Annotated in this window: 19 protein-coding genes; 4 read left to right on the top strand and 15 right to left on the bottom strand. The window is 41.2% G+C overall.

The window, feature by feature from the left end; genetic code table 11:
- Window positions 1-2: 2 nt before the first annotated feature.
- The 4 genes from MKY52_RS25380 to MKY52_RS25365 form a co-directional block, all read right to left on the bottom strand.
- Window positions 3-1,481, bottom strand: a complete 1,479-nt coding sequence (locus MKY52_RS25380; RefSeq protein WP_341054309.1) for a Na+/H+ antiporter subunit D — start codon at window positions 1,479-1,481, stop codon at window positions 3-5.
- A complete protein-coding gene (locus MKY52_RS25375; RefSeq protein WP_341054307.1) occupies window positions 1,478-1,816 on the bottom strand; it encodes a Na(+)/H(+) antiporter subunit C in 339 nt (112 codons plus the stop codon). The genes MKY52_RS25380 and MKY52_RS25375 overlap by 4 nt, the downstream gene beginning before the upstream one ends.
- A complete protein-coding gene (locus MKY52_RS25370) occupies window positions 1,816-4,680 on the bottom strand; it encodes a Na+/H+ antiporter subunit A (RefSeq protein WP_341055629.1) in 2,865 nt (954 codons plus the stop codon). Before MKY52_RS25370 ends, MKY52_RS25375 begins: the two co-directional genes overlap by 1 nt.
- A gap of 126 nt (window positions 4,681-4,806) precedes the next feature.
- Window positions 4,807-5,445, bottom strand: coding sequence for a universal stress protein (locus MKY52_RS25365; protein WP_231573438.1), 639 nt, complete (start codon window positions 5,443-5,445; stop codon window positions 4,807-4,809).
- A gap of 341 nt (window positions 5,446-5,786) precedes the next feature.
- Between MKY52_RS25365 and MKY52_RS25360 the strand changes: the two genes are divergently transcribed.
- Complete coding sequence (locus MKY52_RS25360) at window positions 5,787-6,119, top strand: ArsR/SmtB family transcription factor (protein ID WP_341054305.1); 333 nt, start codon at window positions 5,787-5,789, stop codon at window positions 6,117-6,119.
- 18 nt (window positions 6,120-6,137) lie between these two features.
- Window positions 6,138-6,671, top strand: coding sequence for an SRPBCC domain-containing protein (locus MKY52_RS25355; RefSeq protein ID WP_076299382.1), 534 nt, complete (start codon window positions 6,138-6,140; stop codon window positions 6,669-6,671).
- 99 nt (window positions 6,672-6,770) lie between these two features.
- On the opposite strand, the gene MKY52_RS25350 is transcribed toward MKY52_RS25355, so the two are convergent.
- From MKY52_RS25350 to MKY52_RS25330, 5 genes are read right to left on the bottom strand one after another with little or no spacing between them, the layout of a single operon-like run.
- Window positions 6,771-7,514, bottom strand: coding sequence for an alpha/beta hydrolase (locus tag MKY52_RS25350; protein WP_341054302.1), 744 nt, complete (start codon window positions 7,512-7,514; stop codon window positions 6,771-6,773).
- Between the two features lie 20 nt (window positions 7,515-7,534).
- Window positions 7,535-8,335 carry an alpha/beta hydrolase gene (locus MKY52_RS25345; RefSeq protein ID WP_341054300.1) on the bottom strand — a complete coding sequence of 267 codons (801 nt, stop codon included), beginning with the start codon at window positions 8,333-8,335 and terminating at the stop codon, window positions 7,535-7,537.
- A 19-nt stretch (window positions 8,336-8,354) separates the two neighbouring features.
- Window positions 8,355-9,392: a FecCD family ABC transporter permease gene (locus tag MKY52_RS25340; protein WP_341054299.1), complete on the bottom strand. Its 1,038-nt coding sequence runs from the start codon at window positions 9,390-9,392 to the stop codon at window positions 8,355-8,357.
- Entirely contained in the window at window positions 9,385-10,401 is a 1,017-nt protein-coding gene (locus tag MKY52_RS25335; protein ID WP_341054298.1) for a FecCD family ABC transporter permease, read from the bottom strand. The genes MKY52_RS25340 and MKY52_RS25335 overlap by 8 nt, the downstream gene beginning before the upstream one ends.
- 13 nt (window positions 10,402-10,414) lie before the next feature.
- Complete coding sequence (locus MKY52_RS25330) at window positions 10,415-11,428, bottom strand: ABC transporter substrate-binding protein (protein WP_341054297.1); 1,014 nt, start codon at window positions 11,426-11,428, stop codon at window positions 10,415-10,417.
- 209 nt (window positions 11,429-11,637) lie between these two features.
- On the opposite strand from MKY52_RS25330, the gene MKY52_RS25325 reads away from it, so the two are divergent.
- Window positions 11,638-11,772: a hypothetical protein gene (locus tag MKY52_RS25325; RefSeq protein ID WP_341054296.1), complete on the top strand. Its 135-nt coding sequence runs from the start codon at window positions 11,638-11,640 to the stop codon at window positions 11,770-11,772.
- Window positions 11,773-12,273: 501 nt separating this feature from the next.
- Here the strand turns inward: MKY52_RS25325 and MKY52_RS25320 are convergent.
- The 4 genes from MKY52_RS25320 to MKY52_RS25305 all read right to left on the bottom strand — a co-directional run bounded on the left by MKY52_RS25320 (window position 12,274) and on the right by MKY52_RS25305 (window position 15,663).
- Window positions 12,274-14,343 (bottom strand): M56 family metallopeptidase, encoded by a 2,070-nt coding sequence (locus tag MKY52_RS25320; RefSeq protein WP_341054294.1) that lies wholly within the window; start codon window positions 14,341-14,343, stop codon window positions 12,274-12,276.
- Window positions 14,344-14,345: 2 nt separating this feature from the next.
- Entirely contained in the window at window positions 14,346-14,708 is a 363-nt protein-coding gene (locus MKY52_RS25315; RefSeq protein ID WP_341054293.1) for a BlaI/MecI/CopY family transcriptional regulator, read from the bottom strand.
- A gap of 142 nt (window positions 14,709-14,850) precedes the next feature.
- Complete coding sequence (locus MKY52_RS25310) at window positions 14,851-15,243, bottom strand: hypothetical protein (RefSeq protein ID WP_341054292.1); 393 nt, start codon at window positions 15,241-15,243, stop codon at window positions 14,851-14,853.
- Window positions 15,244-15,324: 81 nt separating this feature from the next.
- Complete coding sequence (locus tag MKY52_RS25305) at window positions 15,325-15,663, bottom strand: winged helix-turn-helix transcriptional regulator (RefSeq protein WP_341054291.1); 339 nt, start codon at window positions 15,661-15,663, stop codon at window positions 15,325-15,327.
- 164 nt (window positions 15,664-15,827) lie between these two features.
- Here MKY52_RS25305 and MKY52_RS25300 point away from each other — a divergent pair, with 164 nt between their 5' ends.
- On the top strand, window positions 15,828-16,556 hold the full coding sequence (locus tag MKY52_RS25300) for an SDR family oxidoreductase (RefSeq protein WP_341054290.1): 729 nt from the start codon (window positions 15,828-15,830) through the stop codon (window positions 16,554-16,556).
- Window positions 16,557-16,704: 148 nt separating this feature from the next.
- On the opposite strand, the gene MKY52_RS25295 is transcribed toward MKY52_RS25300, so the two are convergent.
- On the bottom strand, window positions 16,705-18,096 hold the full coding sequence (locus tag MKY52_RS25295; RefSeq protein WP_341054289.1) for an alpha/beta hydrolase: 1,392 nt from the start codon (window positions 18,094-18,096) through the stop codon (window positions 16,705-16,707).
- Between the two features lie 96 nt (window positions 18,097-18,192).
- The gene (locus MKY52_RS25290; RefSeq protein WP_341054287.1) at window positions 18,193-19,014 is read right to left on the bottom strand and encodes a DUF2785 domain-containing protein; all 822 of its coding nucleotides are present in this window, start codon (window positions 19,012-19,014) and stop codon (window positions 18,193-18,195) included.
- Window positions 19,015-19,068: the final 54 nt, after the last annotated feature.

Here is a 19,068-nt window from a genome sequence, read left to right as displayed (position 1 = left end):
ATCTACTCCTTCATGACAGCGTTAATGTATAATGCTGGATCGGCCAGTACGGCTCCGGCTTGGCTGACATATCCGTTTACCGTCTCAGCACCTACACCCATCAGAATTACAATCGCGAACAGAACAGCTGCCGGTGCCATCATAGCTTTATAATGAAGCGGTTTGACTTGTTCTTCCCTTTTCTCGCCACCCCAGAATACCTGCTGGAATACCTTGATCAAGGAATATAACACTATGAAGCTTGATGCAAGTGCAATTAGTGCCAGAGCCACATGATTCTGTCCAAATCCGCTACGCACCATCATCACTTTTCCAGCGAAACCACTAAGTGGTGGAACACCAACCAACGCCAAAGTCAGTACGAAGAACATCCAGCCGGTCCACGGATAGCGTCGGATTAAACCACCCATTTCTTTTAAGCGGTCGGTGCCCGATGCTGAGATAATCATCCCGCCCAGGAAAAATAATAATGCTTTGGCAACCATGTCATGCATTAAATAAAACACTACACCATTTAATGAATCCTGAGTCGCGACAGAAATCCCAAAAGCAATAAATCCAACACTGATGATGATATTATAATTAAAAATCCGCCCCAGATCGTTGTAAGCCAGTGCACCGATTGCACCAAGGATCATCGTCGCTCCCGCCATCCAAGCAATCAGTGAATGGGTGAGTCCCGGTTCTTGAATAAAAATCAATGTAAAGGTACGTGTAATGGCATACAATCCCACTTTCGTTAACAATGCTCCAAACAGTGCTCTAACAGCCACAGGTGGTGCACTATAAGAATCCGGAAGCCAGAAAAAGAGCAGCAAACCTGCCTTTATCGAAAATACGATCAGCAGCAGGACCGCAATGACGTTCATTACACCGCCTTGTCCCGCCTCTGCTACACGCATAGATAGATGTGCCATATTCAGTGTTCCTGTCGCGGCATATAAATAAGCAAGCGTTGCTACAAATAAGGAAGAGGAAATCACGTTAACTAATACATATTTTAACGTCTCTCTCAGTTGACCTTTGGAGCCACCAAGTACAATTAAAGCGTACGAGGCAACTAACAGGACCTCAAAGCAGACGAACAAGTTAAACAGATCTCCGGTGAGAAAAGAGCCAAACACCCCAGTTAATAGAAAATGGAAAAACGGATAGTAATAAAACCGTTCTCTTTCTTCCCCAATGCTGGCGAAGGAAAAAAATAGACAAGCCGCACCAACAATAGCACCGATTAGCACAAGTAAGGCCGCAAACATATCGGCAACAAACACAATGCCATAAGGTGGAAGCCATCCACCCATATATAGGGTCTGGATGCCCTTTGTACTTACCTGGTACACAATGATTCCAGCAACCAAGATATTTAAAAACACACTGACGGCACTGATAATACGTTGCAGATCCACTCGTTCTTTTAGAAAAATCAGTATGACTGCCGTAAAGGCCGGAATCAGCAGAGGCAGCACTAGCAAGTTGTTCATTGTTGTCTCTCCTCCTTGGTTCCTTCCACATCATCCGTGCCCGTCGAACGGTAAGTCCGGTATGCCAAAACAATGAAGAATGCTGTTACTCCAAAACTAATTACAATAGAGGTCAAAATGAGCGCCTGCGGTAACGGATCTACATACGCCTCCGCTTTTTCACCTAGTAAAGGTGGAGCACCTGTCTTGAGACCCGACATTGTCAGTAGCAGTAAATGAACACCATGGGTAATTAAATTAGTACCCAGCAGGATGCGTAGCAAGCTTTTGGAAAGGATTAGATAAACACCTACGGAAAACAATACGCCGATCGCCAAGGCAACAACAAGCTCCATTAGCTATCCCTCCCGATCGTAAGTATGATATTCATAGTGACACCTATCACAGCTAGATAAACACCAAGATCAAAGAACATTGCAGTGGTTAGTTCTGTTTTGCCCATAAGCGGCAATTGGAAATATCCAAACGTTTGGCTCAGGAAGGGTACGTCGAATATAAATGAGCCAACCCCGGTAAGAAAAGCAATCGAAATCCCGATCGCAATTAACTTACGATAATTAATAGGCAGCACCTTCTCAACCATATCCATCCCAAAAGTAATAGCTAGTAGCACCAAACCTGCAGATGCCATCAAAGCCCCAATAAATCCGCCTCCCGGATTATTATGACCGGCAAAAAACAAAAACAACGAAAATATCAGAATGATAACGAATGCTACTTTAGCTACCGCTTGCAGTAACACATCATCACTTCGGGAATAACGAGGCTTATTATAGGGAACAACTCTCTTCAGTTGGGCTGCTGTACCCTCTCCGTCCAACTGCAGCTTGATCATGGAATAAATAGCAAGTGAGGCGAGGCCTAGTACTGTTATTTCAAACATGGTATCAAAACCGCGGAAATCAACGAGCAGTACATTGACGATATTTTTACCGCCACCCAAAGTATAGCTATTCTCCACATAATATTTCGAGATGGGTTCGAACGGACTACTGCCTAAAGCAGCAAGTGCAACCAATGTCATCGTTACGCCCATCCCGATGGAAATAATTAGTTTAAGGAAATGCGCACGAGGTTTGAGCTTCTCTTTTTCCAGCCTAGGCAAATGCCTGAAACATAATAGGAACAATGTAACAGATACCACTTCAACAATCATTTGCGTAAGCGCAAGATCAGGAGCTCTGAACAGAACAAAGAGCAAAGTAACCATATAACCAACCATTCCTGTTAACAAAATGGCTGTTATTCTGGAACGCACAAACGGAATCGCTAAAGCACCTAGAAGCAAAACCATTACAGCAATAACCTCAAACAAAGAAAAGGGAGTATACTCAGTCGTACCAAGTGTAATTCCATCTGAATACCAGACGACACCGCAAATCGTTACGATCAAAAAGGAAAAAATATACATTAAATAATGTCTCATGGAACCAGTCATATAAGAACCAGTCACCCATCTAGACAATTTCTCAACCAGCCGGATTACTCCGTCATAGACTTGATTTAAAGTGTAGCCACTGCCCCATTCTTTATCGACCAGACTTAAGCGGCCATAGATTCGGTATACAGTAATACCAAGAATCACAACACCAAGTGTCATCCATACTTCTGGTGTAAATCCGTGCCAGAAATGGATATTCACAACAAAAGGTTCCCCGGTCTGCAAGATAGGGTGAATAGCATTCATTGCAGGGATAATAAGTGTATTAGATAATATATTCGGGAAAAAACCGATAAATATAGACAGCACTGCTAGCAGGCACGGGGCAAGCAGAAGTCCAAATGGGGCTTCATGCGGTTTTTTGTCCAGCTTCTCAGGCTGATATTTTCCGAAAAAGGTGTGGAATACCAAAATCATACTGTATGCAAAAGTAAACACGCTGGCAATCCAGGCCAAAACCGGGAAGAGCGTAAACAACGAGGGAATAGAGAATATATCCAAGTTTCGGATATTCAGGACAGCTGTAAAAAACATCTCTTTACTTAAAAATCCTGAAAATGGCGGCAAACCAGCCATGGAGAAACTGCCGATCATCGCTACCGTAAAGGTAACCGGCATAATGGAAATCAGTCCGCCCAGCTTTCGCAGATCGCGGGTACCTGTCTCATGGTCAACTATACCGACCATCATAAACAAAGAGCCTTTAAAGATGGCATGGTTAATAAGGTGAAAGATAGCCGCTGTTGTTGCAGCAGTGTAAAAGACTGAATCTTCCCCTGCATAAAATGCCGCTGCCGATCCCATTCCTAGCAATCCCATAATCAGTCCAAGTTGACTAATCGTTGAATAGGCTAATAGAGCCTTCAGGTCCGTCTGCTTCATCGCCTGGATAGAGCCATAAATCAAGGTGATCAAACCGACGCCTGACACAACCCAGAACCACTCATATTGCCCCGCAAAAACAGGGCTGAAACGGGCGACAAGATACAATCCAGCTTTAACCATCGTTGCCGAGTGCAGATAGGCGCTGACGGGTGTCGGTGCCTCCATGGCATCCGGCAGCCAGATATGAAACGGGAACTGAGCTGATTTGGTGAAGGCGCCTAAGAGAATTAGTAGCATCGCCGGAATAAATAAAGCATGCCCGCTAATATCGCCAACCTCACTCCAAATTTCCCTGATACTAAAGGTGCCTGTCATTACATAAAGCATTAAAAAGCCGGCAAACATCGCTAAACCACCAAATACGGTAATCAACATAGATTTGAGAGCACCATACCGCGATTTTTGCCGCCGATGCCAAAAGGCAATTAACAGAAATGACGAAACACTTGTTAATTCCCAAAAGCCGTATAACACCATCAAGTTATCCGAGAGCACAACGCCAAGCATCGCCCCCATAAACAACATTAAATAAATATAAAAAGGGGTTAACGCTTCTTTTCGCTTGTCTAGATAATAAATCGAATAGATAATTACAAGACTACCCATTCCAGTGATTAACAAAGCGAACAGTAAACTTAATCCATCCAGATGGAAAACCAAATCAATGCCTAGGGAAGGAATCCATGAAACGGTTTCATATCCCAAATCCCCTCCCTTAATAACGGGAATCCGGGTTAAAAAATATACAAACAAAGCGAGTGAACCGGGGAAAACAAGCCATCCTCTATGAAGGTTGGATGCTCTCTTGGTCAAAAGTGCGATTACTAAGGCCATTAGAAACGGAACAAGTATGATTACATGCAGCAAAGGCAGTCCTCCTTTTCCACTTGAGCTTATCAAGTTGTGAACTTTAGTACTTACTTTTTTACCAAAAGCCAAAGATCATATGATTGGAAGGGCCCTTAATAATAGGCCCTCATGAAGATAAGGGCACGCCGATTATAAAGAATCGGTCAATGTGCCATCACAAATATGCAAATATCTAGCCTTTCCATCCTCTTGCTCAATTCTGAATAAACCGTTCTCAAATTCTGTGTGTAATTCGTGAAAGAACTTTCCTTTAAGTGAATACTCACCCTTAGGTTCATCACTGAGCTGATACTCATCCCCGATTTTGACCAGGTAGGCGATTACGCCTTCCTCATGGGTTTCTTCCAGCCCGGCGCGCATCCGTTGAACGGCAACTACATGCAGATCCATCATTTTCATTTTACCAATGAGTTCATTGATGAAATTGCGTTTGGTAAGCTCCTGCCATCGAGTCTGAGCAGATTGTCCAATGACGATCTGTGTAACCTCATTCTTTTCAGCTACTTCTACAATAATATCAGTTGTTTTTCGGCCTTCACGTTTCCGAATGATAAATTCTGCGCCAGCTTCATCGGCAAGACGTTTCCAAACCGTCATATACATTTCTTTGCTCTGATTATATTCATCATTGTCCGAACTATCGACATTTAATACAAACAATGGGGCCCCTATTATTTCAGATAGTTGCACACCACGCCGGATTAAACGCTCCCCATGCGGACCATAATGAACACAAACCATAATCTTTTCATTGTGTATGACCTTCACCCTCCTGTAACATGGCCAAGAAATACAAAAGGAGCCTACTGGCGTTAGGCCCCTTGCGTAAATCTAAAACCGATAAGTTATACTTAATTATATCTATTCCTATGTTTTTTGTAAAGTTTAATGGTTATCATGGAACATATTTCTACGTAATGCTTGTACTATGCCCTTTTTTGAAGTTATCATACAATGAAAATTTAAATATACCTTTACAGGAATATTCACTTAATGGTATATTGTGAAAGCAAACAGGAAATACAAGGAAGTAGGCCTGTTGAGTCGCTCCATCATGGCCCGTCATATGAAATCCGAATCAAATCAATGAATCGAAGTGATGATTGTTTATGAATACTAACGTAATGAGTGCTTTAGCAGAGCCTAATCGTATGCAGATCGTTGAACTATTACGCGAGAATCCCCTAACCGTTGGAGAGATCGCAGAAAGTCTTCAGCTGCGTCAGCCTCAAGCCTCCAAGCATTTGCGTGTTCTCAGTGAAGCAGGCCTTATTGAAGTTCAAGCTGTTGCTAATCGGCGCATTTGCAAGCTCCGCCCTGACCCTTTTAAGGAATTGGACACTTGGTTAGAATCCTACCGTCATATGTGGAAGGAACGCTACGATCGACTGGATGATTATTTGCAGAAGCTACAAAGCAAGGAATTAGATAATGAAAAGTAAACGAGGAGGATTTATCCAATGACAAATTCTAACCAAACCAACCAACTAGTATCCAAAGTTGAAGGCAGCACTCTAATATTAGAGCGTATTTTTAAAGCCCCACGGGAGCTAGTTTTTAAAGCTTTTTCTGAGGCTGAGCATTTGAAGCATTGGTGGGGGCCAAAAGGTTGGACACTTCCCGTATGCCATGTCGATTTTCGGCCAGGAGGTACTTGGCATTATTGCATGAAATGCGAGGATAAGAGTCAGGGAGATTTCTACGGTATGGAGTCTTGGGGTAAGGCGATTTATCGGGAAATTTCGATTCCAGAGCAAATTATTTACACGGACGGGTTCTCAGATGCAGAAGGTAATATTTCAAAAGATCTGCCCGAGACACTAGTCCAACTAGATTTTATCGAGCTGGATGGTCAAACGAAGCTGGTTAACACCGGTAAATACGCTTCTCCAGAAGCGTTACAACAAGTGATTGATATGGGGATGCTACCGGGTATTTCACAAACCTTTGATAATTTGGACGTACATCTTGAGAATATACAGAAGAGTAACTAAAGTAGATATGGTCGGACACAAGACTAAATTATGGTTATCTAACCTATATGTAAAAAAATAGGACGATGCAAGGATACTCTATCCTGCTCGTCCTTTTATTCATTTTGCGGGAAATAAGAATCTGATGCTACTCGGAAAATATTGCAGAAAAAACGTGTCATTATGCGTGCCTAATGGATCTGTCTCAAACATCACCCGCTGATCAGCTCCATCAATCTTCTCTTTTAAAATATCAAAAGCACGTTTACTATTAGGCACCATGTTCTTCTGTGCATTAGTCTTCTGGATACCTTCCTGTTCACCTACATACATATAGACTTTGCATTCCCTATCTAACTTTGAAGTCTCCATATAATGTATAAAATCTTTAAACCACACAGACGCGGATATGAATATAAAATTATCAAAAACAGACTCTGTCTTGTACATCGCGTACATACTTATTAACCCACCTAGTGATACACCGCCTAATGCCAATTTGCCCGGCTCATGAGAGATGCGAAAGGAACGAATTATATGCGGGACCAGTTCCTTATATACGTAATCCAAATAGTCATCCCCCTTGCCCCCAAAGGACCAATCCTTAAAAAGAGCAGGCATTTCCCAAGGTGTATATTCATCATTGCGAAGCTGAGAATCAATCCCGATAAAAATAACCGGTTCTGTAATCCCCGCCTCCACATCCCTTTCTATATCAGCAATCGACTCTTTGAACAAGAAATCGCCATCCTGTAAGAAAACCGCCGGGAAGCTTCGCTCAGTAAACAAATGATATGCTTTAGGGAGATACAAGATAATTTGTCGCCCCATATGTTCAAAAGTAGTAAGTTCTCCTAACATCATCCTGCATCATATCCCCTTCCTTAACAATTCAACATACGGAACGCTCTGCTCATGATGGTCGGTACTACTGACGCGTGGTTTTCATCTGGCGCTATGTAATGCTCAACCTGCAAATCAGGCAAAGAATACTCACACAATTTCGAAAATAATCCTTTAGCATCATCGACCATAAACGCCTCTTCACTGCCCACTGTGATCAATAGCTTTCTTTTCTCGGATCTTATCGTTTGACCCTTCTTATAAAACTCCTCCGCATACGCCAAGATTTCATGATCATTCCACCAAATCGAGGGGCTAGAGGCCAAATAATACTGGAATAGCTCGGCACGAGTAAACAGCGTCAGGAGAACAAACAACCCGCTTAATGAGTGACCAAACAAAACTTGCTTATGCTGATCGATATTATATTTTTCAGAGATCAGGGGCATTAATTCCAACTCTAAAAAAGATAGTAACTTTTCAGCACCACCATGTGGTCCTATGTCAGCATTTTTCAATCGATCCGGATATACATACTGCTTCGCAGGAGGTGTGAAATCATAAAATCTTCTTTTAGAGACCTCTTCATCTGAACCATAATGTCCAATACCAATCACAATTGCTGGTGCAATAAAAGTTTTTGGGGCATTTCTTGACTGCAATTTCACAACATCCCGACCCAATTGAAAATATGAATTACCATCGAGCATGTAATACACGGGAAAGCCCTTTTCTGGTGCTGCTTCTCTGGGAAGAGAAACCTTTATATCGTACGTGTAACCCATATACTGAGATTCTAGTTTCCATGATTCTGTGTGTTCGAGCTCTACTTGTGTTGACATTTTATCTGTACACTCTCCCTTACACTCTTGACTTTGCTAATAAATATAAGAAATAAGGAATACCAATAATCGAAACGACTATACCCACGGGTAACTCTGCCGGCTGAAATATTGTTTTGGCAAAATAATCCGAGATCACCAGCAAAAACATCCCAATCACTGCACTGGATAACATAATATAGCGGTGATTAATCCCTACTAATCTTCTGGCGATATGAGGCGCCATCAAGCCTATAAAACCTATAGAACCGGATACAGATACACAAACACTTACAATCCCCACACTGCATAACAGAAAGATCAGCTTTTCTTTTTCTACGGAGATCCCCAAGCTTTTTGTGCTGGAATCCTCCAATTGAAAATAATTGAGCAAATAGCTTTTTCGATACATCACAAATCCTAAAATCAGTACCCAAGGTGTGATCATTATGATATAAGTCCAATTCGCGCTGTAAATACTTCCGACACTCCATACCGCAGCCATTTCATAATCACTTGCATTCATTTTTAGAGATAGATACAACGACAACGCCCCAAAACCACTGCTTATCGCGATCCCTGTCAATATCAAACGTTGCATATCAAGTGCACCATTCCGCCAAGAGAAAATAAAGATAACCACAACTGCGGCAAGCCCCCCCACAAAACCAAAGAGAGGCATGGCTAGTATCGAAAACCAGCTTTCTTTAAAAAAAGTAACCCCTGACATCTGAAAGAAAAACATAAATGCAACGATGGCAGCTCCGGCACCGGCATTAATCCCAAGGATACCTGGATCAGCCAGTCCGTTTCGGGTAATGCCTTGAATGGCCGTTCCAGCCATCCCCAGACCTATGCCTACTAATGACGCAATAATGATCCGTGGTAGTCGAAATTGAAAAATAACCAGGTCAAACTTAGGATTGGGATCTATTCGCAGCAGCGTTTTTATCACATCCATGACAGACATATCAAAAGCGCCATTCGTTAGATGAAAATACCCCGCCACAAGTGTTAGCAGGATAAAAGCTAGTAGCGTCAATATATAGCGACTAAACTGTATTCTGCCTCTATCCACGTTGCTCTCCCCCTTTAACCCGAATTAAATAAAGGAAGAACGGGATTCCAATAAAGGCTGTCACAACGCCAATTGGCGTCTCAAACGGAAAGTTAATATACCGGCTTAAGACATCACAAAATGCTAAAAAAACAGCCCCAATGACTGCTGAGCAAGGAATGATGAAACGATAGTCGATACCAACGATAAAACGTGTAATATGAGGAATGATTAGACCTACAAAGGCAATCTTACCTACTAAGGCCACTGCTGTCCCGGTCAGACATACAACAGATAAAATACTGATGATTTTCACCCATTTTGTCCGTTGACCCAAGCTAATTGCCGTTTCATCCCCTAGGGAGGCAACCATTACAGATTTAGAAATACTAACTGCCAAGAGCAGACCAACGATTATAAAAGGAATGGACAATATTAGCATATCTGGATTTACAGTATGTATTTTCGAGCTATACCAAACACTAACATTTTGTGAGACTTGAAAAAACATTGCTACTGCTGAGGCAATACTACTTAAAAATGTACCAATTACAGTACCAATAATGGCTAGTCTGACTGGAGATAAGCCGTTTTTGACCAATGAGCCAAATCCGAAAACCAAACCCGCTCCGATAGCGGAACCCACCATGGATAAAAGAATCATATGAACATTCGATAATCCAGGATAAAACACCATAGCCAACGTAATAACAAATGCCGATCCGTCATTTACTCCCATAATCGATGGTGATGCAAGATAATTCCGTGTAACGCCTTGCATTAACGCCCCTGAAACAGCTAGGGCCGCTCCAACTAATAAAGCGGCGATTACACGCGGTAATCTAGATGTCATAATAATGTTGTGGTCCACATTATTTGCATCGAAGTGTGTAATCGCCTGCCAGATTGTTACTATTCCAATATCCTTAACACCATATAAGACGGATACAACCATTGCTAATACGATGAATAATGGAGAAGTTGATAGAATCAATATAACTTTCCAATTTTTTGTATTCATCTTATTCATCGCACCTTCGGTTTTACTTCAAGAGATTTTCAATTGCAGCATCCAGGAATCTTACTTTAGACCAAGCCGTACCACCTTGCGCCAACGGATCAATTGCATTTACAAAGACATGATTGTTTTTGACTGCATTTACGCTTTTGAAGATCGGATTCTTAAGTAAATCATCAAGTGCCGTTGCATTATCCGTATTCTCGCTGGTCTCAAACTGCAAGAAAATATAGTCCGGATTAATTTCCGCTAAAGCTTCTAGTGAAAGCTCAGCTTGAGCTTTAGTAGTTGTTATTACTTCGGGAATGGCAGCACCTAAATCTTCGTAAATAACCGGATTCAGGTAAACACCCGCTGGATACACACACATACTACCCTCACGAATACGAATAACTAGAATTGATTTATCTTTCAACTTTTCTCCAACGTCAGCCTTTGCACTAGCAGCTTTTGATTCATAATCGCTAATAATCTTTTCTGCTTCTGAGGTCTTTCCGGATAATTGACCTAGTAAAAGCAGATTATCTTTCCAATTCGTTGATATATGTGAATAAGGAATCATCGTTTGAATTTTATTAAGCGCACCCGACACATCTTCACCAAACTTGGAAGACCCTAAAATAACATCTGGATCTAGCTGCAAGATCGCCTCATTGCTTGGGGCAAATTTATCCCCCACTAAAGATGCACCAGCTAATTCCGTTGACAGATAACCTGGAATGGCATTTGCTATAGCAAGTACGCCTACAGGTTTCACTCCTAGGATTGCAGCATCTTCCATAGATTCCAGACTTGCAGCTACGATATTGTGAATCTCTGCAGGTACTACATAATCCTTACCTAGATATGTAATGGTTTGTTCAGTGGCTACCGCCTCCTGAGCCGTATTTCCTTTGTTGTTTGCATTTCCCTCTGCTGCTACAGCGGAATTATTTGCATTTTTTGAAGCTGCGTTATCCTTTTCATTGTTACCGCAAGCCGCCAAACTCAAAGCTAAAACCGCTGATACCCCTGCTAATAAAACTTTTTTCTGATTCATTTTCTCTCTCCCCATCTTTATTTTTTTATCATTACTTAAAATAATGTAATGATAATGAGAATCGTTATCATAATAAATCATATGAGAATAATTATCAATACCATTCTTTAAATAGTTGGAATTTTGTAAATTGTCAGATCAGTATTAAGGGAGAAATTTCCGCAGGTGACGTAATTGTAAAAAAAGAAAATGGAGCTGGCGGTGCATCCGTGTCACATGTACTGCATCTAATGCAGGTTGGTCTTCAAAAGGCGTACGCTCTGGCAGAGCTTGTCGAGCTAGATGCACTCTCTGTCGTAGTTCGGAATAAGTTTCGTAAACAGTTGGGTCTACCAATGGCCTAGACTCTAGCGTCCTATTAAGAACACCGAAGGCGTTTATGCTTGCTATAATAGAATTCTTAAATTTTCTAGATTGCGGAGAAATGTGAAATGAACTCAAGGGATGGGTCTATATTCAACTGTTGACCATGGAGAGCCCTGTTTTTAATTAAGCACACGCCTCTTTGGGATGACGGACCGAGCGGACCTTAAATCCTTAGAATACATGTTTTAGTCGAGCTTACGGACAAATGTATGCGAAAAACCGAATACAATGTGCCGAAGGTAACGTAAACGAGCCAAATGTATGCGAAAAACCGAATACAATGTGCAGAAGCTAACGTAATAAGCCAAATGTATGCGAAAAACCGAATACAATGTGCCGAAGCTAACGTATACGAGCCAAATGTATGCGAAAAACCGAATACAATGTGCCGAAGCTAACGTAAATAAGCCAGCGCTGATGAACATGCTGAAGAACCCGCACTAAATGCGGGTTCTTCAACTTTTTCATCAGCGTATAAATTACGGCATATATTTCTCAGCAATGCTGGTGACATATCCGTCTTTTTTAGTAATCACACACGGGGGCACAAAATCAGTATATTGCTTGAAATATTCAATAAACTCCTGCTTACTTACTTCTTTTAGAGCACCCGCATTAGCATCAACTATAGAATATCTCGTATCCTCTGTAACCTCTAATGGATCGGTATACGTATATTTGTTGAGGATATAAAATCCATTGGGCATATCCTCATCTGGATTAATATTCAACCCTTTAAAGCGAGCGGAATCCTCCATTGTTAGCCATTCAATGTTATCAAAATCAAAGGTATGATTCTCCAGGCTAAGATTAAAAACATAGCCCATTAATATACTCTCGGGCGTGATCGCAAAATCATCAGCTGTAGCCTCATTGTCCACCACAAGCTGATCCAGCTTAACATGCTGACCCATTCCAATATCATTGCTTATATAATTCATGGCGACCTGCAAAGGATCAAGCAGTGCTGGCTCCTCCCCCTGATCCGCTAATGTCTGCAGACGGGCATAATATTCAGCTATCGTAACATCGGTTTGAGGTGTATTGTAATATTCATTTCCATTCGAATCCTTCCAGCGTTCTACGCTCCAAATTCCTGAATCTCCTTGAATAACAGGTTGGGATAACAATAGTTGGCTTGTTTCGCCTGTCGTTAAGGGGAATTTCACTAGAATATGATTCCCACTATAAGTTTCATGCGGAAGGTGATGGTTTGCTTCAAGAAACACACGCACTGCCATTTCCTGACCGGCTGGTGTGGATATATCATTCTCTCCACTCCTGATTACGCCCAAATATTGTGGTGTTGAATTCATAATGGAAAAAATAAGTATCGGTTTTCCCATGCTTCCTTCTTCGGTGATAAATCCATCAACCACATTTTCCGTCATCGTCAGCTTAATTGGATCATCCGGTTTCAAGCGATATTCTAAACTCCAAATTTCCAAGGGTGTTGCAAACAGATCGTCGAATGACGCTATTTTATCAAGCTTAGTAATTTTACTGTCAACCATCTTAACATTTGTACTATTCTCATAGCTCGTAATGTTATGCTCCATAAATTGCTCGGCATAATCTTTTACGGTTAATGGATCATTTTTCGGATTACTTATGAGTCCGACACACAGCGCAGCCACGACTATGATTGCGACTAAAACAACCCAAAAGGCTGGTTTTTTGTAATTTAAAATATTTTTTATCCGCCCTTTCGTGTTGCTCTCTCCAAAGGCAAGTGGTGAACCGCTAATAAATCGTCTTCCAGTAGATAAGGATAAGAGTGAGGTCGAATATTCCTTTTTGATTCCGCTGCCCATCTGTCTTATGACGCTTTCGTCACAGGACTTCTCCATATCATCACTCATCAGATAAAAAGCAAGCCAAACCACTGGATTAAACCAATGAATACACAGAACAGCGAACGCGAGAGGTTTTATGATGTGGTCGCATCTGTGTATGTGCAATTGCTCGTGTTTGATGATATAAGCTTTTTCATGATCCAAAAGACCGTTTGGAAGGTATATTCTAGGCTTAAGGAAGCCGAATACAAAAGGTGTGGAGATGCCGTTATGTTCATATACATTTTCGAAGAGAGGGGTTGCGGCTCTTAAGTTTCGTGAAAGTCGAACAGTGGCAACAATGCTGTAGATGAGCAGCAGCCCAATCCCGATCAACCATATATATTGGCCTATGTTAATCCACGCGTCTGAAGGATTTGAAGGGATTATACCACTTGGTGCAGCAGGTGTAGAGGGGATAGGTACGGGTGATATATTATTTACGGCTTGCTCGTATGTGTTGATTACATTTTGGATTTGAGGCGTTTGTGTGTATAGCTTATTTAGAGGTGAGTTCTGTACTTCAGATGGGATAAAACTAAATATACTCTCAATCGAGAACGGACACAGGAGTCGGATCAAAACCACTGACCATAAGGCATAGGAGAATATTTTGGGAACTTTTCTTAAGAACAGCCGTGCCACGATGATAAACACAATCACATAACTTCCCGTAATGCTCATGTTTAAAATATGTCCAAACAGCTGATCCACCGTTACTCCTCCTTATGCTCGTGGATTAGTCTTAGAACATCATCTATTTCGGTGTCGCTTAATTTCCGACTCTTTGTAAAAGCAGCCAAAAATTTGGGTAACGAACCGCCAAAGGTTTCCTGCACAAACGCCTTGCTCTGCTCCGCATAAAAGTCATCCTTTTTGATAAGAGAACCTACCACACCATTAACATTTTTAAAAATCTCTTTAGCTTCAAGTCTTTTCAACATCGTATACGTCGTAGATTTCTTCCAGTTGAGCTCGGATTCACATAACTTCACCAGATTTCCTGACGGAATCGGTTCATGATCCCATATTAATTCCGCAAATCTCCCTTCCATTTCGGTCAGTCTGAGATCCTTCAACCTTGCGCCTCCCGTTGGTCTACAATTCCTAGACCTTCCATTTGAATTAGAGTTTACAACTTGTAGACCATTTTGTCTACAAAAATTTCCAGCACAAAAAAGAGACTATGTCTTTGCAAACATCGCCTCATTGTTATCTTTATTAAGGATAAAACACAGATAAGTCACGGAACAATAGTCCGCTCTCTTCTAGTCTGTTAAGCACCTCTTCTACATCAGTTACAATATTGCTTTCTCGCTCATGAGCTGTATTGATTAACCACGGTCGCCCATGGCTTAAAAAGCAAAGATCATCGGGTACCCTAGTCTGCACCCATGAGTACAAGCTCGTAGAATAGGATAGTAGGATATCGACCGCATCCGTTGAGCATCTAAAATAATAAACATCTGCATAATGTCCCATAAGCCGAGTTCCCGGCCAATAATCATCTTTGACGATCTCTTTGAGAAAAGGCTGTAACCGTTCCAATAGTTCATATCCTTCTGACTCTAACTCCATCTGATCACGTTTGACCAAAATAAATTCATCACACACTTCCATAGCTACCTGTATCAGCGTCTTATAGGCCTGACCCGTTGGGTCCTGCAAAATAGTATTTATAATAATGTCCGCCCCTTACTTATTTGTATTATTTAAATACTCCTGATGCATCCTTCCCCAGCCACACATGCTATCCAAAACAGTAATTAGTGATTTGCCATGTTCTGAAATACTATATTCCACCCTCAATGGAAGCTCATGAAAAATCACACGATCGATAAGTTGATCCTCTTCAAGCTCCCGTAGTTGCTTAGTTAATGTTCCCTGTGAGACAGCTGGGATGATTCTCCTTAGTTCACCAAATCGTTTCGTGCCATCTATCAATAAAATAAACAAAATAAGCGGCTTCCACTTTCCACCGATCTTTTCAAGCGTTGTTAGCACTCCGGTCAATCTCGGTTCCAGTAAATCCATGTGATCCCCTCTTTCGATAGCCATATGCTGTATTTTCTAATCAGCTAGTACGAACAATCGTACCTAGTACGAAAAAAGTGCGTACTGTGCAGATTCTCTTTTATATCTAATAATAAAAAACAGAAATTAATAAGTCCATTTCACTATGAACGGAGAAGATACACATGTCTACTATTTCATTAAAAAATCAACGCGTAGTCATCATCGGTGGAAGTTCGGGGATCGGTCTAGCTACCGCCAAACAAGCTGTTGACCAAGGTGCAAAGGTCATTATCGCCGGTCGTTCTCAAGATAAACTAGCTAAAGCTCAACAATTTCTTGGGCTCGATTCTACCGAAATTCATTCGCTTGATAATCAAAATGAAGAAGACTTAAAGTCTTTTTTCGAAAAAATCGGCAACTTCGATCATTTGTTTACTCCGGGCGCCTCCTATGTTAGAGGACCCATTACTTCAAGCTTAGAGATTGCTCATAGCTGCTTTAATGCAAAGTTCTGGCCTCAATATAATGCTGTGAAATACGCGATCCCATATATTAATCCTAAAGGCTCCGTTGTTCTGATGTCTGGCGCATTCAGTCAACGACCACTTGCAGACGGTGCATCTTATGCAGCTTGTAACGGCGCGATTGAGAGTCTGGGAAAAGCATTGGCTGTAGAATTAGCTCCGATTCGGGTAAATGTCATTTCCCCAGGGACCATTCATACCAACTTTAATTGGGAAGGTGCAGAGCAGGAAACTAGAGATAAAGCTTACGATGAATATACGAATATGAATATCCTTGGCAGGGTTGGCCATGCCGACGAAGCAGCACATACAACCATTTATTTGATGACTAATAACTATACTACGGGAAGCGCCCTATTTCCGGATGGAGGGTATATTTTACGATAAAAATAGCTGACTCCATAAGTAGGAAATGCTACTTAGGGGGTCAGCTCCTTTTAGTTTAAAGAATTAGAGAGAAATCCCTTGATTATCAGCCGGGGAATCCGCTTCCCTTAGTTAGGATGATAGGAAACTCAAATATGAATTTCTATGACTACTTCGTATTAAAGATTATACGAATTACATCCTCCTGAATCTCCTTAATTTTATATATACCGATTTTTTCAGCGGCCCTCACTAGCGCTGTGATATATTCAGGAGTTGAATTAATTTTTCGAGCTGAGGTCTTAAGGTTAATGGAGAACTCATTCCCGTTCTCGTCAACATCAAGAGATTTCACATAAACTTTAAATACCTTTACATAATGCTCATAGTTAACCAAATGTTCTTCAGTAACACCTTGAAATGAAACATTAACTTTCAAGGATTCCGGTTTCAGGAAGCTCACCTTACCTGCCATATCAATCTGCCCCACTTCAGGATTCAACACTTCATATCCAACTCCGTCAAGGATTGTATAATCCATCCCATTATCCATAGTGGCTATTAAATTAAGGCGTACATCGAGTGCTTCCGGTGAGAGTAATGTCAGATAGTCGCTTACTTCAAGCTTGCTCTTTTGTACAGCCTCTTTCCCGGCGAACATAATCAATGGACTATGTACACGTCTATTCCATGACTTCTCTTCATGTGTACCCAGAGGGTCCATCTGAAAGAATAGGTCCTTACCTAATACAAATCCCTTCGACTTTAATACATTCACAAGCGGATCAATTGGCATTCCTTCAGTTACACCCATGTCGAGCCAAATCTTCAATGCAGGCTTCCCGGTCTCTTTCGCTAGCTCATCCAATATACGCCCATTGCTTACCCAAGTGGCAGGGGATAAAGCCCCTATCACTGAGAAGGTCTCCGGATGTTGATAACCCATCCACAATGCCTGAATAGCACCGAATGACGATCCCATAATCATACGGTGATCCCGATCGGGAATGGTCCGATAAGCATCGTCGACATAAGGAATAACTGTATTGATAAAATATTGGGTAAATTTCTCTGCACTCGTTCCATCCGAAGGAATAGACTCATCCGGAAATGGAACATACTCCATTCCCCGTTCTGATCCATCACTTGAAGCGACTCCTATCACGATAACCTTCTCCATAGTTCCATCAGCAACGAGCTGATCAATGATCTCCTCCACTCTCCATTCTTTGCCTAAAGAGCTGGTATTTGTATTAAAAACATTCTGCCCATCGTGCATATACACAACGGGATAACGCTCGTTGTCAGTTTCATATCCTGCAGGCAAATAAACAAATATTCTCCGCTCACCTATATTTTCGATGTGCACGGTACCTTCTGCCACCTCCACACTGGTTGGGCTATCCGACGCATTAGAAGTATTGCTTATCGTTGGAGTGGGGGTTGGTGAAGTAGCAACTTTTTCATTTACATTTCCGTTACTGGAACATCCCGAGAGCGCTAACAAAAATAATACAGCAAGTCCCCAAAAGCTCCATTTAAATAATCCACTTGAATGCATAGAACCCCTCCTGATTATTGTTCAAACGTTTTCACACTTCTCATTATACAGGATTTATATGGGATTATGAACATTTTTTCACAAGTGAACTTCCAGCTAGGAATAGTATACTTTTTCTACTCTATATAATGTATGCTCGATAGTTGGGCAGAGATTGGCATCTACTTTATAAAATTTAACTCGAAAGTATAAACTTTTCAGAAAGTTCTTTATATTATTTTTTTGTCTAAAGGCAGGAAGAAACTCTGAATTTTTCTCCACATCACCAAAACTTTGAATCCATTGCTCTACATAAGTCTGACTAAGTATTTTTCTATTTAAAACACTAATTATGGGTCTTACCATTCTCTCATCTTCCCCATCGGAGTAAATTCGATCTGTTATGATCATCTTTTCATAAACCAAATGGAGAATTGTTATGAGGTCATTGTTATCCAGTTCGGAACATTGAGCTAAATCGTCTAAAGCATCTGCTGCATGGGCTATGGCATGAGCCCAGCCTTTTTCTTCATCATACCCGCGGTAATCTTGCTCTTCTTGTACATTGTAAAATACTTTCTCTTTTATCTGATGAATTTGCTCTCTTGAGAGAAATGGTGATTCTCTATGTCTCTCTAAGACGAGTGGTATGACTAGCATTGAGAAAGATCGAGTAAAGACAGCGTCTGTATTTGTTTCACCAAGCTTAAAATGCAAATGGTTATGATCCAAAATAACTGGAAGAAGTTGTTCTAGTTCATTTGCAGTTAGAGAATTACCAGGAATCCAATGTGATAAGATTGTATAAATCAGGTCATCACGCAGCTCGGCATCCACAGAACCGATGTTATGTATCATTTCTTGTATCAACTGGTATGTATCGGGAGGTGCTTGGTAGCCATTTTCTTTTATTACTATCAACTTTTCTTTTAAATTCATTTTACACACTCCTACTAGAATTTTTCCGTATACAGCGCAATAACGTTACATGAT

The organism is Paenibacillus sp. FSL P4-0184, assembly GCF_038004625.1.
In the GTDB taxonomy this organism is placed as follows: domain Bacteria; phylum Bacillota; class Bacilli; order Paenibacillales; family Paenibacillaceae; genus Paenibacillus_AQ.
This window is presented reverse-complemented; position numbering and strand designations above follow the sequence as displayed.

What these genes read in the sequence shown, in the direction of transcription:
- MKY52_RS25380 (WP_341054309.1), bottom strand. Translation starts at nt 1,481, where the DNA reads ATGAACAACTTGCTAGTGCTGCCTCTGCTGATTCCGGCCTTTACGGCA.
- MKY52_RS25375 (WP_341054307.1), bottom strand. Translation starts at nt 1,816, where the DNA reads ATGGAGCTTGTTGTTGCCTTGGCGATCGGCGTATTGTTTTCCGTAGGT.
- MKY52_RS25360 (WP_341054305.1), top strand. Translation starts at nt 5,787, where the DNA reads ATGAATACTAACGTAATGAGTGCTTTAGCAGAGCCTAATCGTATGCAG.
- MKY52_RS25355 (WP_076299382.1), top strand. Translation starts at nt 6,138, where the DNA reads ATGACAAATTCTAACCAAACCAACCAACTAGTATCCAAAGTTGAAGGC.
- MKY52_RS25350 (WP_341054302.1), bottom strand. Translation starts at nt 7,514, where the DNA reads ATGATGTTAGGAGAACTTACTACTTTTGAACATATGGGGCGACAAATT.
- MKY52_RS25345 (WP_341054300.1), bottom strand. Translation starts at nt 8,335, where the DNA reads ATGTCAACACAAGTAGAGCTCGAACACACAGAATCATGGAAACTAGAA.
- MKY52_RS25335 (WP_341054298.1), bottom strand. Translation starts at nt 10,401, where the DNA reads ATGAATAAGATGAATACAAAAAATTGGAAAGTTATATTGATTCTATCA.
- MKY52_RS25330 (WP_341054297.1), bottom strand. Translation starts at nt 11,428, where the DNA reads ATGAATCAGAAAAAAGTTTTATTAGCAGGGGTATCAGCGGTTTTAGCT.
- MKY52_RS25305 (WP_341054291.1), bottom strand. Translation starts at nt 15,663, where the DNA reads ATGGATTTACTGGAACCGAGATTGACCGGAGTGCTAACAACGCTTGAA.
- MKY52_RS25300 (WP_341054290.1), top strand. Translation starts at nt 15,828, where the DNA reads ATGTCTACTATTTCATTAAAAAATCAACGCGTAGTCATCATCGGTGGA.
- MKY52_RS25295 (WP_341054289.1), bottom strand. Translation starts at nt 18,096, where the DNA reads ATGCATTCAAGTGGATTATTTAAATGGAGCTTTTGGGGACTTGCTGTA.
- MKY52_RS25290 (WP_341054287.1), bottom strand. Translation starts at nt 19,014, where the DNA reads ATGAATTTAAAAGAAAAGTTGATAGTAATAAAAGAAAATGGCTACCAA.